Below are 12,616 nucleotides of genomic sequence, written 5' to 3'. Positions count from 1 at the left end.
GTCGTCGTCCTTCTCTACTCTGCGAACACCGGGTCGGCCGGCATGCGCCGCGACTCGTTCGGGACCGGGGTGGCGTACGTGTAGTCGAAGAGGGTCGACACGTCCGGGTGCGGGCTGTTCTCGGCGAAGTCCGCGGCCTCGGCGACCTCGGCCTTCACCGAGGCGGCGATCTCCTCCCGCAGCTCGTCGGTGAGCACGCCGGCCTCGGCCAGCTTCGCCTCGAAGAGGGTGATCGGGTCGTTCTCGTCGGCCCGGGCCTGCTCCCACTGCTCCTCGGTGCGGTACTTGGCGGGGTCCACGACCGAGTGGCCCTTCTGCCGGTAGCTCCACGCCTCCAGCAGGAACGGGGTCTGCTCCTTGCGGGCCCGCTCGACCAGCTCCGCGGTGGTGTCGCGGACCGCGAGCACGTCGCGGCCGTCCACGCGCACGCCCTCGATGCGGAAGGCGGAGCCGCGCTTGTACAGCTCGGGCTCGGCGGAGGACATCTCGACGGTGGTGCCCATGCCGGTGAAGTTGTTGATCACCACGAACACGATCGGCAGGTTCCACAGCTTGGCGATGTTGAGCGACTCGTGCCAGGCGCCGATGTTGGTGGTGCCGTCGCCCATCTGGCACACGACGACCTCGTCGCCGCCGCGGTAGGAGATGGCCAGCGCGGCACCGGTGGCCAGCGGCAGCTGCCCGCCGACGATGCCGTAGCCGCCGAGCATCCGGGTGGCGGTGTCGTACATGTGCATGGACCCGCCCCAGCCCTTGGAGACGCCGTCGGCGCGCCCGTAGAGCTCGGCCATGACCTTCTTGGGGTCCATGCCCTTCTCGATCGCGTACCCGTGGTCGCGGTAGTTCGTGAAGAGGTAGTCGTCCGGGCGGAGCGCGTCGAGCAGGCCGACGACGGTCGCCTCCTCGCCCAGGTTGAGGTGGCAGTAGCCGCCGATCCGCGCCTGCGTGTAGGCCTGGGCGGTGCGCTCCTCGAAGCGGCGGATGAAGAGCATCCGGCGGTAGTAGTCCAGGAGCTCCTCGGGCTTCTCGTCGCCGAGGCCGGGGGAGGTGTTCTTGCGGCCTCGGCGCCGGGTCCCGGAGGACCTGGCGGCGGCGCCCTTCGGCTTGGCCGTGGTGTCAGCCATGGTGTGCCTTTCTACGTACGAGAGGCCCGGCACCACGGCCTGTGGGCCGCGGTGCGAGGGCCCGCCGGGGCCGCGCTGTCGGGCGCGGCTCCGGGCGTGCGCCACCGCCGGGCTCAACGGCGGCGGCGCTCCTGTGGCTGTCGGGGTGCGTCCTGAGGAGCGTGGCTCGTCCTCCCCCGGACGCGAAGGCTCGCGGGGTCTCGTATGCGGTTGTCACCGGACCCCTCATCGCATGCTTCCCGGTCTCCTGCGCGCTAAGCATGAGGTGGGGAAGGGGTGCGGCGTCGGGAGTCCCGGGTTCGTTCACCGGCCGGATGAACGATTCCGGACGCCCGTAAGGGTCGGTGTTCACTGTGACGTGCGTCGCGCCACACTCTACGGTCTGATCGATGATCGATCAATAAGACTTTACGCCAGATACCGGAACCTTGACCCGAGAGGGGCGGTCATCGACGGTAAAGACCCATGTCGGGCGGGGTCCCCCCGGACGGCCCGGGGGCCGGGGCGCGGGCGCCCGGGGTCAGTGCGCGCCCTCGTTCGACCTCAGGGCGGCCTCGACGTAGTTCAGCACGTGGTCGCTCAGCATCCGGCCCACCTGGGAGTCCCCTTCACGGAACGCCTTGGTGATCTGGTCGTGGTCGGCGGCCTTGGCGTGCAGCTCCATGTTCAGCCAGCGCACCGACAGCGCCGTCCACACCTCCACGCCCAGCGACTCCCAGGTGTGCAGCAGCACGCTGTTGTCAGCCGCGCGCACGACCTCCCGGTGGAACTCCACACTGTGCTTGATCTGCCCGGACACGTCGCCCTCGGCGGTCGCCCGCTTGAGCAGGCCCACCTCGCGCTCCAGGGGGGAGGGGTCCGCCCGCAGGCGCGGGGCCGCCAGCTCGGCGGCCACCAGCTCCAGCCCGGCGCGCACCGGATAGATCTCGGCCATGTCCCGGACGCCGAAGTCGCGCACCCGGGCGCCCTTGTTGGGCACCGTCTCGATCAGCCGCAGCGTCTCCAGCTCGCGCAGCGCCTCGCGCACCGGGGCCTGGCTGACCCGCAGCTCCGTGGCGATCCGGCGCTCGACGATGCGCTCGCCCGGCTGCCAGCGGCCGGACAACAGGCCCTCGACCAGGACCTGCCGGATCTGCTCCCGCAGCGGCTCGCGCGCCAGCTTCGAGGGATCATCCGGCAACCTCGGCAGGTCGACCATCCAGGGCCCTTCCCGTCCGCGGCCGCGTGCGCCGCGGCCGCTCCACTCGTCGTCTGGAAACTCCTTGAAGATTGCCACACGCGCGGGAGCCGCCTCGCCGAGCGGACTCGAACTGCTAACAGAAAGCTCACGAACACGTCGCATGGCGGTGAACCGCCCGCGTCCAGTATCCGGGCGTGAGGCAAAGTCCGAGGTAGAAGGATCACACTTGACCGTCCGCACCACCAACGGGGGGAAGTGTCCAGGTAGGCTCGTCTGTCGGCAATGTTCACACCAAGTCGCGCGGGCATGACACGAGCGACGGCGAAGGACCGACCGAGAGCGCCGTGAACCGCGCTCGGGACATGAAGCGGTGCGGGGGCACCGCTGGAGTAGACGACGAATCGCAGAATCGCAGACGAGCCCTCTGCGGTCCTCGCGCGCCGGACCTGCCCAGGGGCGGTGTTCACGGAACCTCCGTGAACCGGCCCGAAGGTTCGGCCGTCGAACGGAGGGTGGGGGAAGGTCCCCCGCCGAACGATCGACCCGAGGATCCGGGGAACCCCGTTTCCGGCAATCCGCGGCCAGCCCTTCCCCCGGCCAAGTGCCACAGGCGAGCCCACGACACGTGAGACAGCACTGAGCACATGACGCACTCTTCAAGGACCCGGCATCCGAGGGCGAGACACGTGACCACGACGCACGACAGGGAAAAGAGGACCACTCCGGTGGCGGGGCCCTACAGCGGCTCCATCCCCGTCGTGCGCGAGGTCCCGCCCAAGCCCGGGCTCCCGGTCGTCCGCGCGGTCAAGTGGCCCAGCGTGAGCGAGATCGCATGGGGTCTGGCCTCGGACCGCATCGCGATCATCCTCGCGGTCGCGCTCATCGTGGTGACGATGCTCGCCGCGGGGCCGCTGCACCCGCTGGACAACTTCCTCAACGAGTTCCACCGGCCCTACTTCGAGGTGCTGCGCGAGCCCCTGATCCACTGGCCCGACAACGTGGCCTCCCGTTACGTGGCCCTGCCGGTGCTGGGGGTGGTGGCGCTCCAGCTGGCCTACTGGCACCGCAGCTGGCGGCCGATCGTGCTGAGCGCCGTGGGCGTGGTCGGCGTCATGTCGATGGTCTCGATCATGAAGCTGGCCATCAACCGCGGCCACGCCAAGCACTACGACCCGGACTTCTTCGCGGGGGCGGGGAACGTGGCGTTCCCCTCGGGGCACGGGTCCAACGCGATCCTCATCTACGGGCTGGTCCTGTACATGATCATCAGCTTCGGCGCGGCCCGGCCGCACGTCATCCGGCGGCTGGGGTACACCATCGTCGCGATCGCGCTGCTGCAGTCGGCGGTGTCGATCTATCTGCACTTCCACTGGTTCTCGGACCTGGTGGCCGGAATGATCGCCGGCGGGTTCGTGCTGCGGCTGACGATCCGGCTGGACCGGATGTTCCCGCACGGGCGCACCGCCGAGTGGTGGCCCTGGTACGGGCACGAGGGCGAGGAGGCGGCGACCGCCTCCTGAGGCCCCGGCGGGGGGCGCGGACCGGAACGGCCCGCGCCCCCTTTTTTCGGCCCTGGCACCGGCGGCCCGGTCCGCGCCACCTCCGACGGGAATACCGGCAGGGGGTATATCGCTTGCGGGGGGTGAAGGCCATACGGCGCGGCGATCCGTTCGGAGGATACCCCTCCTGGGTATGTTCCGGGGGAGAGGAGAGTGACATGAGCGCACACGACCACGACGGCCACCGCTCCGGCGGGCGCCACGACGCCCCCGCCCCGCCCGGTGTCCCCGCGCCCCGCCCGGACCACGGCGCCACCGACCACACCGGTCACGCCGAATCCGACGCCGGCTCGGACCACCCCGAGCACTCAGAGCCCTCAGGCCCCACCGAACACCGCGGACACGCCCGCCACACGGGACCCGCCGGCGGTTCGGACCACTCCGACCACAGTGGGCGCGTGAGTCCCGATGGGCACGCGGGTCGTTCCGGCCCTGGTGCGGCGCACGTCGGCGAGGGCGAGCACGCCGGTCACGTGGGGCCCTCGAACCACGTCGACCACGGTGGGCACGCCGGACACGCGAGTTCCGATGGGCACGCGGGTCACGGTGACCACGGTGGGCACGACGCCGACCACGCGGGCCGTTCCGGCCATGGTGAGGGGAACACCGGCGGGGGCGAGCACGCGGGACATGCGGGTCCCGGCGGCCACTCCGGGCACATGGGGCACGGCGGGGGGCACGGGGACCACGCGGCGGTGTTCCGGACGCGGTTCTGGTGGAGCCTGCTGCTCAGCCTCCCCGTGGTGTTCACCAGCCACATGGTCTCCGGGTGGCTGGGCTACCACGTGGCCGAGCCCCTGACCTGGATCCCGCCGGTGCTGGGCACCGTCGTCTACCTCTACGGCGGCTGGCCGTTCCTGTCCGGGGTCGCGGACGAGCTCAAAGCGCGCAGGCCGGGGATGATGACCCTGGTCGCGATGGCCATCACCGTCGCCTTCGGCTCCAGCCTGCTGGCCACCTTCGGCGTGGTGGGCATGGCGCTCGACTTCTGGTGGGAGCTGGTCCTGCTGGTCGTGGTGATGCTGCTCGGCCACTGGCTGGAGATGCGCGCGCTGGGCCAGGCGTCCGGCGCCCTGGAGGCACTGGCCGCGCTGCTGCCGGACCGCGCCGAGCGCGTCGGCGCCGACGGCGCGGTCGAGGAGGTCGCCATCGCCGACCTGCGCACCGGCGACACCGTGCTGGTCCGCTCCGGCGGCCGGGTGCCCGCGGACGGCACCGTCGTACAGGGCGCGGCGGCCGTGGACGAGTCCATGATCACCGGCGAGTCCCGCACCGTCACCCGCGGCGAGGGCGACCGGGTGGTCGCCGGGACCGTGGCCACCGACTCCGCGGTCCGCGTCCGGGTGGACGCCGTCGGCGAGGACACCGCCCTGGCGGGCATCCAGCGGCTGGTCGCCGAGGCGCAGTCCTCCACCTCCCGCTCCCAGGTGCTGGCCGACCGCGCAGCGGGGCTGCTGTTCTGGTTCGCGCTGGGCGCCGCGATCGTCACCGCCGTCGTCTGGTCGGCGCTGGGCGAGGCCACCGAGGCCGTCGAGCGGACCGTGACGGTGCTGGTCATCGCCTGCCCCCACGCGCTGGGGCTGGCGATCCCGCTGGTCATCGCGATCTCCACGGCGCTGTCGGCGCGCAACGGCATCCTCGTCAAGGACCGGCTGGCCCTGGAGCGCACCCGCCTGGTGGACACCGTCCTGTTCGACAAGACCGGCACCCTGACCAAGGGCGCCCCGGCCGTCGTCGACCACGCCGCGGTCCCCGGCGGGGACGCCGCCCGGGTGCTGGCCCTGGCGGGGGCGGTCGAGGCCGACTCCGAGCACCCGCTGGCCAGGGCCGTCGTGCGGGCCGCCGAGGACGCCGGCGGGGTGCCGGCCGCCACCGGCTTCCGGTCGCTGACCGGGCGCGGGGTGCGGGCCGAGGTGGACGGCCGGACCGTGCACGTGGGCGGTCCCGCGCTGCTGGAGTCCCTGGGGCTGGCCGAGCCGCGGGAGCTGGAGGAGCGCACCCGGCCCTGGCGCGAGCGGGGCGCGACGGTGCTGCACGTGATCGCGGGGGAGGAGGTCGCCGGGGCGCTGGCCCTGGCCGACGAGGTGCGGCCGGAATCGCGTGAGGCCGTCCGGCGGCTCAGGGATCAGGGGATCTCGGTGGCGATGGTCACCGGCGACGCCCGCAACGTGGCCGACGCGGTCGCCGCCGACCTGGGGCTGGACGAGGTGTTCGCCCAGGTCCTGCCGGACCAGAAGGACGCGGTGGTGCGCGACCTCCAGGAGCGCGGCCGCACGGTCGCGATGGTCGGCGACGGCGTCAACGACGCCCCCGCGCTGGCCCGGGCCGACGTCGGCATCGCGATCGGCGCGGGCACCGACGTGGCCATCGAGTCGGCGGGTGTGGTCCTGGCCTCCGACGACCCCCGGGGTGTGGTGGCGGTGCGCAGGCTGTCGCAGGCGAGCTACCGCAAGATGATCCAGAACCTGGTCTGGGCGGCGGGGTACAACGTGCTCGCGGTGCCGCTGGCGGCGGGTGTGCTGGCACCGGTCGGGATCGTGCTTGCCCCGGCGGTGGGCGCGGTGCTGATGAGCCTGTCGACGGTCATCGTGGCGCTCAACGCCCAGTTGCTGCGCGGGGTGGACCTGTCCCCGGCCGATTAGGGGCGACCGTAAACCGGACCACGGCACCGGGGAGGGGTGGCGCGAAAGCGGTGCGGAGGGGAGGATCGGAGGGCCGGTCCTCCCTGACGTAGCGGGAAGGGGCGGCCGGCGAGGGCCACCGCCCCGCTTCGGATACGGGGCGGCGGCCCGCTCCTCACCGCACCGCGGCGGCCTTCTCCCAGGCCGGGTCGTAGTCCGGGTGGTCGGCGTACACCAGCGCCATGCAGGCGAGCACGCGGGCGGCGACGGCGGCCGCGGTCTTCTCGGCGCTCTCCTCCCACAGGCCGGAGTCCGACGACCAGGACGGGGAGCCCCCGTCGTCGAACCAGTCGCCGAACCACCCGGAGACGGCTTCGACCCAGGCCCAGTCCTCGTCGGCCGAGGCCTCCCGGCGCAGGGCGTCCAGCGCGGCGACCAGTGCGCGGTGGGACCGGGCGACGGGGTCGCCGGGCGGCGCCTCGCCGATCCTGGCCCTGATGAAGTGTTCGAGCCTCTTCTCCGCCTTGCCCATGTCAGCTCCCCTGTTCGGGCGGTCGCAGTGAGTCCAGGTGTCCGGCCAGCACGCGGACGGCCCGCTCCGCGGCGGCCCGCCGGTCCGTGGCGCCGACCAGGCCGTGCAGGGCGAGGCCGTCCACGAGGGCGTGCAGGCGGGTCGTTTCCAGGTCGGGGTCGGCGTCGGGGCGGACCTGCCCTGTCTCGCGCAGGTGCTCGAGCACCAGACGGCAGGCCTCGCGCAGGCCCTGGTGGGCCTTGTCGCGGATGGCGCGCAGTCCCCGGTGGGCGGGCATCTCGGCGATGATCGCCACGTCGAGCTCCATCTCCGCGCGGCGGGTGTCGTCCAGCGGGAGGAACTCGTGGAGCATGCGCTCGGCCATCTCGCGGGGGTCGTGCAGCCCGACGTGCCGCACGACCCGGGACCTGGCGCGTTCGTAGACCAGGGCCATGGAGAACTCCAGCAGTTCGGCCTTGCTGGGGAAGACGTGCCGCACGGACCCGACGGCCAGTCCCGCCTCCGCGGCGACGGTGCGCACGGAGACGGCCGCGACGCCGTCGCGGAGGATCACACGCCAGACCGCCTCGGCGATCTCCTCCTTGCGCTGCTCGTGGTCGATCAACTTGGGCATGGAGACATGCTAGCACGACTGTGCTACTGTCCTGGTACGGTCGTGCTACTAAAAACCGGAGGGGAGTCCCGTGTTCGAGTTGGTCTCGGAGAACCCGATCGCCGCGGTGATCGTGATGTGCGAGTTCGGACTGTGGGTGCTGCTGGGGGCGGGGCTGGCGCTGCGCTACCTGCTCCGGTGGCGCGCCCTGAGCACGCTGGTGCTGTGGTCCATCCCGCTGCTGGACGTGGTGCTGGTGGTGGCCACCGCACTGGACCTGCGCGGTGGCGCGGAGGTGGGGATGATCCACGGGCTGGCCGCCGTGTACCTGGGGTTCAGCGTCGCCTTCGGGCCCGCGATCGTGCGGTGGGCCGACGTGCGGTTCGCGCACCGGTTCGCGGGCGGGCCCGCCCCGGTCAGGCCGCCGAAGCGGGGACCGGGACGGCGCGCCCACCTGATGCGCGAGTGGTACCGCGTGGTGAACGCCGCCGTGATCACCTCGGTCACCCTGCTCGTCCTCGTGGTCCTGTTCGCCGCCCCGGAGGGGCGGGAGGCGCTGCTGTGGTGGATCGGCCGGGTGTGGCTCGTGGTGGGCCTGTGGTTCGTGTTCGGTCCGCTCTGGGAGAGCGGGAACATCCTCGCGCGCGGCGACGAGGAGCAGGACGAGCGCGCCGGACGCGGCGAACGCTCCGCGCGGTAGGACGCCGGCGCTCCGGGCCCGCCCGTCCCGGCCGGGCCCGGGAGCGGGGCCCGGTCGAGGTGTCGACATGTTCCCTGGTCAGGCCCGTTGTTTCACGTGAAACAACGGGCCGCCGTCATGCCGCGGCGCGCTCCAGTGTCGGGTGGTCCAGGCAGGCGGCCATCGCACGGTGCCACTTGTTGCCGCGGAACCCCGGCTCCAGCGCCGCCAGGGTCGACGCGTACTTGGTGAACGCCACCTCTCGGAACCCGAGAGCGTGCAGCCGCCGCTCGGTCTCCGTGAGCCCGCCGCGCGTCTTGACCTCCAGCAGCGCCCGCCCCGGCCGCATGGCGACCGACCATCCCCCGCGCCGCCCGACCAGCTCGGTGTCCACGGTGACCCGCTCCTCGCCCGACAGGGCCACCGCGGTCGCCCGGCGGTAGTCCGTCACCGCGCTCGGCACCAGCACGTCCGGCGGCTCGATCCCGTACGCGGTGAGGGAGTCGTCCAGGAAGCGCCGGGTGGCCGGGGTGAGCCGTTCGGGGGAGCCGTCGTGCTCCACCCGCACCTTGTCGGTGATCCCGCGCGCGCCCTTGAGCTTGACCTCGAACATCCGCGTCCCGGTGTCCTCGTAGGTCCGCACCCGCACCTTGTACCGGAGCCGCCGGCCCTGCCGGTGGTCCCGGAAGCACCGCAGGTCCGGGGTGTCCAGGTAGGTGGAGGAGTACCGGAACGACGTCCGTCCGCCGATGGTCAGCACCCCGAACCGGGCGGGGGAGAACAGGTCGTCGACCACCTCCTCCGGCACCAGGTACTTGCGGCAGGTCCGCGTCACCAGCGCGGCACGCTCGTTGATCTCCTCCAGGGAGAGCGCGGGCAGCCCCGCCGGAGCGCTCATCGGCCCTCCCACCGGGAGGCCGAGCCGCTGCGGGCGGGCGCCGCGCCCGGCGCCGGGACCCGGAACCGCACGTCCACGACCATCAGGTCCCGCACGTAGTCCACCTCGACCACGTCCACCCGGGTCACCTGCGCGCGCAGCCGCGCGGCCAGGTCCTGGCGCAGCGCCACCGGGTCCTCGTGCACCGCGTCCAGGGTGAGCATCCGCCGTTCGTGCCGGGACAGCAGTCTGGGGTGGTCGCCCACGTACATCACGGTCAGCAGCAGGGCGTTGAGCCCCAGCAGCACCCACGGCGCCGACATCGCCACCGCGTTGATCAGCCCCAGCGCGATGGCCGTGAAGTAGTACCCGATCTCGCCCTGGCTGATGAGGTCGGAGCGCAGGCGCAGGATCGACAGCACACCGAACAGCCCGAACCCGACCGCCAGTGCCACTTCCTGGCCGGTCATCATCGACACCACCGCGAAGATGCCGGTGTTGAGCGCCACGTAGGCCAACAGGAGGTCCCGCCGACCGTGGCGGCGGAAGTAGAGGACGTACGACAGCAGGGTGATCGCGATCATGTCGATCGCCAACGCGAACCAGAACATGGTGACCATCGTGTGCCGCACGGGTGAGGCGGTCATGAGCGCCGCATGAGGGAATCCTCATGCGGGGGACACGGGTCCGCCACCCGCCGTCCACCCCGCCCCGGACGCGCGAAGGGCCGGGGACGCGCCCGTCCCCGGCCCCGTTCCCGGCCCCGCCTCCGGCGGCCTCAGTCCATCAGCCGGTACCCCATGCCGCGCACCGTCACGATCCGGTCCGCGCCCACCTTGCGGCGCAGCGCCCGCACGAACACGTCGACCACGTTCGACCCGGGGTCGTAGTCGTAACCCCACACGTGGGACAGCATCTGCTGCCTGCTCAGCACCTGTCCGGGGTGCCGCATCAGCAGCTCCAGCAGCGCGAACTCCCGCGCGGTCAGATCCACGGTGTCGCCGTCCACCGCGACCCTCCGGGTCCTCAGGTCCAGGGCCAGCCCCCCGGCCTGGAGCACGGTCAGCTCGCCGTTCCGCTCGCGGCGCATCCGTAGCCGCACCCGTGCCAGCAGCTCCTCGAACCGGAACGGTTTGGTGACGTAGTCGTCCGCCCCGATCTCCAGTCCGGTCACCGTGTCCCGCACCCCGTCGCGGGCGGTCAGGATCACGACCGGGGTGTCCACCCCCATCGAGCGCACCCGCCGCAGCACGTCGAACCCGTCGGTGTCGGGCAGCCCCAGGTCGAGCAGCATGAGGTCGAACCCGCCGGTCACGGCGTAGTCCACGGCCTCCGCGCCGGTGCCCACCACGGTCGTGGTGAACCCGCCCGCGGTCAGCCCCTTGCGGATGAACGAGGCGATCCTCTCCTCGTCCTCGACGATGAGGATGCGGCTCACAGCTGCTCCCTTCCCTGGGGGATGACGAGGGTGAACGTGGACCCCTGGCCGAGCGCCGAACGCAGGTCCACCCTGCCCCGGTGCGCCTCGGCGATGGCCCGGACGATCGCCAGGCCCAGCCCGGCGCCGCCCCCGCCCGCGCGGGCCGCCCCGCCGCGGGAGAACCGGCCGAAGATGCGCCCCTGTTCCTCGGGGGCGATGCCGGGGCCCTGGTCGGTGACCCAGAACAGCACGTCGGGGCCGTCGACCATGGACCCGATCCTGATGGTGGACCCGGGTTCGCTGTACCGGACCGCGTTGGCCGCCAGCTGCACCATCGCCTGGGTGACGCGCTGCGGGTCGAGCCGCCAGTCCCCTTCGGCCATGGCGTCCAGCCGCCAGTCGCGGTCGCCCAGCCGCCGCACGTGGGCGTCGATGTCGCTGGTCAGCTCGGCCAGCGACACGGGCTCGGCACGCACGAAGTCGGGCTGCTGGGACTTGGCGAGCAGCAGCAGGTCCTCGACGATGCGGCCCATGCGGTCCAGCTCGTCGGTGACCAGCCGGATCACCTCGCGCCGCTCCTGCGGGTCGTCGCCCATGAGCTCCAGGTGCCCGCGCACGATGGTGATGGGGGTGCGCAGCTCGTGCCCGGCGTCGTCGACGAACCGCCGCTGCTCGGTGAACGCCCCCTCCAACCGGTCCAGCATGCTGTTGAACTGCTGGGCCAGGGCGGCGATGTCGTCGCGCCCGGACACCTCGATGCGCCGGGTCAGGTCCTCCTCGGTGATCTCCGCGGCGGTCTGGCGCACCAGCCTGACGGGGGCGAGTATGCGTCCGGCCACCCACCAGGCGGCGCCGCCGGCGGCGACCAGGCCGACCAGGCTGACCAGGGCGATCGTCCGCACGGTCTCGGCGACGGACTCCTGGTCGGGGTCGGTGAAGTAGCCGGTGACGAACCAGCCGTCCGCCCCGGCGGCGTCGGGTGAGCGCACCCGGACCTTGACCCACTCCATGGGTCCCGCCGGGGTCTGGAGGGAGCCGCGGCCGTTCGGGTCGTCGAGGATCTCGGCGACCAGCTCGGGGTCCGCGGACACGTCGAAGAGCGGCTCCTGGGCCTGGCGGATGCGCCCGGCCTCCTGGGAGGCCGCACCCCCGGCGGCGCCCCCGCCCGGGGCCGCGCCCGCGGGACCGGAGGAGCCCTCGACCCAGCCGAACAGGATCTCCGACGGGTACGGGAACTGCCGGGCCAGGTGGACCTCCATGAGTTCGGAGACCTCGGTGAAGGCGGCCCCGGTGTCGGGGTCCTTGCCGACCCTGGCGAACTCGTTGAACTCGCCGAGCTCCTGCTCCAGGGCCCGGTCGGCCCGGTCGCCCACCCCGCCGCTCAGCGCGCTCCAGGTGACGAGCACGACCAGGGCGAGGGTCAGGGCCATGAGCAGGATCACCCACGCCATGATGATGAGCCGGGCCGGCAGGATCCTCCTGTGCCCGTGGTGCTCCTCGGCCGCCATGTCCCGGAGCACCATGGTGGGGAACACCGCGGTGTTGCCGGAGGACGCCCGGCGGACCCGGTGGGCGTCGGTGCCCAGGTCCTGTGTGGGGGAGTCGGGCCCGTCAGTCGTCATCGTCGTCCCCGTCGTCGTCATCGTCGCAGCCGTCATCGTCGTCGCCGACGCAGGCTGTGGGGGAGGGGGTCGGGGACGGCTCCTCGCTCGGCGGCGCGGACGTCTCGGACGGCTCCTCCCGGTCGGTCACAGGCGGTGGGGGCGGAACGACGTTATCCCCTCCCGCCGATACCTCGGCCTCGGGCACGGCGCCGGGGGACTCGCCCACGACGACCTCGCCCGGGGGCACCGGGTCGGCGTCGCCCGACGACAGGTTCCAGGCGAGCCCCGCCCCCCCGAGCAGGACCGCCGCGACGGCGGCCACCGCCGCCGGCAACACCCATGGTGATCTCATACTCCCCGAGCCTGCCCGGAGGGGGCGAAGACGCGATGAAACGCACATGAGGTTTTCTTCATCCGCGCACACGGGA

The 12,616-nt window shown here is 72.5% G+C and carries 13 protein-coding genes; 3 read left to right on the top strand and 10 right to left on the bottom strand.

Features of this window, described 5'->3' with window-relative positions; genetic code table 11:
* Positions 1–14: 14 nt before the first annotated feature.
* Both pdhA and K1J57_RS08695 read right to left on the bottom strand, forming a co-directional pair.
* Positions 15–1,124, bottom strand: coding sequence for a pyruvate dehydrogenase (acetyl-transferring) E1 component subunit alpha (gene pdhA, locus K1J57_RS08700; RefSeq protein WP_220563938.1), 1,110 nt, complete (start codon positions 1,122–1,124; stop codon positions 15–17).
* A 520-nt stretch (positions 1,125–1,644) separates the two neighbouring features.
* Positions 1,645–2,322, bottom strand: coding sequence for a GntR family transcriptional regulator (locus K1J57_RS08695; RefSeq protein ID WP_220563937.1), 678 nt, complete (start codon positions 2,320–2,322; stop codon positions 1,645–1,647).
* Positions 2,323–3,062: 740 nt separating this feature from the next.
* On the opposite strand from K1J57_RS08695, the gene K1J57_RS08690 reads away from it, so the two are divergent.
* Positions 3,063–3,824 (top strand): phosphatase PAP2 family protein, encoded by a 762-nt coding sequence (locus tag K1J57_RS08690; RefSeq protein WP_370634674.1) that lies wholly within the window; start codon positions 3,063–3,065, stop codon positions 3,822–3,824.
* Positions 3,825–4,180: 356 nt separating this feature from the next.
* On the opposite strand, the gene K1J57_RS08685 is transcribed toward K1J57_RS08690, so the two are convergent.
* Positions 4,181–4,552 carry a hypothetical protein gene (locus tag K1J57_RS08685; protein ID WP_220565941.1) on the bottom strand — a complete coding sequence of 124 codons (372 nt, stop codon included), beginning with the start codon at positions 4,550–4,552 and terminating at the stop codon, positions 4,181–4,183.
* 6 nt (positions 4,553–4,558) lie between these two features.
* Here K1J57_RS08685 and K1J57_RS08680 point away from each other — a divergent pair, with 6 nt between their 5' ends.
* Positions 4,559–6,505 carry a heavy metal translocating P-type ATPase gene (locus K1J57_RS08680; RefSeq protein ID WP_370634626.1) on the top strand — a complete coding sequence of 649 codons (1,947 nt, stop codon included), beginning with the start codon at positions 4,559–4,561 and terminating at the stop codon, positions 6,503–6,505.
* Positions 6,506–6,659: 154 nt separating this feature from the next.
* On the opposite strand, the gene K1J57_RS08675 is transcribed toward K1J57_RS08680, so the two are convergent.
* Together K1J57_RS08675 and K1J57_RS08670 are read right to left on the bottom strand one after the other, a co-directional pair.
* Positions 6,660–7,016, bottom strand: coding sequence for a hypothetical protein (locus tag K1J57_RS08675; protein ID WP_220563934.1), 357 nt, complete (start codon positions 7,014–7,016; stop codon positions 6,660–6,662).
* Position 7,017: 1 nt separating this feature from the next.
* Complete coding sequence (locus K1J57_RS08670) at positions 7,018–7,629, bottom strand: TetR/AcrR family transcriptional regulator (protein WP_220563933.1); 612 nt, start codon at positions 7,627–7,629, stop codon at positions 7,018–7,020.
* A 70-nt stretch (positions 7,630–7,699) separates the two neighbouring features.
* Here K1J57_RS08670 and K1J57_RS08665 point away from each other — a divergent pair, with 70 nt between their 5' ends.
* Positions 7,700–8,308 (top strand): hypothetical protein, encoded by a 609-nt coding sequence (locus tag K1J57_RS08665; protein WP_220563932.1) that lies wholly within the window; start codon positions 7,700–7,702, stop codon positions 8,306–8,308.
* A gap of 115 nt (positions 8,309–8,423) precedes the next feature.
* Here the strand turns inward: K1J57_RS08665 and K1J57_RS08660 are convergent, their stop codons facing one another.
* From K1J57_RS08660 to K1J57_RS08640, 5 genes are all read right to left on the bottom strand, one after another.
* A complete protein-coding gene (locus K1J57_RS08660; protein WP_220563931.1) occupies positions 8,424–9,185 on the bottom strand; it encodes a polyphosphate polymerase domain-containing protein in 762 nt (253 codons plus the stop codon).
* Positions 9,182–9,775 (bottom strand): DUF4956 domain-containing protein, encoded by a 594-nt coding sequence (locus K1J57_RS08655; RefSeq protein WP_220565415.1) that lies wholly within the window; start codon positions 9,773–9,775, stop codon positions 9,182–9,184. Before K1J57_RS08655 ends, K1J57_RS08660 begins: the two co-directional genes overlap by 4 nt.
* A 167-nt stretch (positions 9,776–9,942) precedes the next feature.
* Positions 9,943–10,602, bottom strand: coding sequence for a response regulator transcription factor (locus K1J57_RS08650; protein WP_220563930.1), 660 nt, complete (start codon positions 10,600–10,602; stop codon positions 9,943–9,945).
* Positions 10,599–12,206 (bottom strand): HAMP domain-containing sensor histidine kinase, encoded by a 1,608-nt coding sequence (locus K1J57_RS08645; RefSeq protein WP_220563929.1) that lies wholly within the window; start codon positions 12,204–12,206, stop codon positions 10,599–10,601. The genes K1J57_RS08650 and K1J57_RS08645 overlap by 4 nt, the downstream gene beginning before the upstream one ends.
* Positions 12,196–12,540, bottom strand: coding sequence for a hypothetical protein (locus K1J57_RS08640; protein WP_220563928.1), 345 nt, complete (start codon positions 12,538–12,540; stop codon positions 12,196–12,198). The genes K1J57_RS08645 and K1J57_RS08640 overlap by 11 nt, the downstream gene beginning before the upstream one ends.
* Positions 12,541–12,616: the final 76 nt, after the last annotated feature.

It is taken from the genome of Nocardiopsis sp. MT53, assembly GCF_019598965.1.
Lineage (GTDB): Bacteria > Actinomycetota > Actinomycetes > Streptosporangiales > Streptosporangiaceae > Nocardiopsis > Nocardiopsis changdeensis.
This window is presented reverse-complemented; position numbering and strand designations above follow the sequence as displayed.

Coding starts and splice junctions, on each gene's coding strand:
- pdhA (WP_220563938.1), bottom strand. CDS start 1,124: ATGGCTGACACCACGGCCAAGCCGAAGGGCGCCGCCGCCAGGTCCTCC.
- K1J57_RS08640 (WP_220563928.1), bottom strand. CDS start 12,540: ATGAGATCACCATGGGTGTTGCCGGCGGCGGTGGCCGCCGTCGCGGCG.
- K1J57_RS08675 (WP_220563934.1), bottom strand. CDS start 7,016: ATGGGCAAGGCGGAGAAGAGGCTCGAACACTTCATCAGGGCCAGGATC.
- K1J57_RS08655 (WP_220565415.1), bottom strand. CDS start 9,775: ATGTTCTGGTTCGCGTTGGCGATCGACATGATCGCGATCACCCTGCTG.
- K1J57_RS08670 (WP_220563933.1), bottom strand. CDS start 7,629: ATGCCCAAGTTGATCGACCACGAGCAGCGCAAGGAGGAGATCGCCGAG.
- K1J57_RS08645 (WP_220563929.1), bottom strand. CDS start 12,206: ATGACGACTGACGGGCCCGACTCCCCCACACAGGACCTGGGCACCGAC.
- K1J57_RS08695 (WP_220563937.1), bottom strand. CDS start 2,322: ATGGTCGACCTGCCGAGGTTGCCGGATGATCCCTCGAAGCTGGCGCGC.
- K1J57_RS08660 (WP_220563931.1), bottom strand. CDS start 9,185: ATGAGCGCTCCGGCGGGGCTGCCCGCGCTCTCCCTGGAGGAGATCAAC.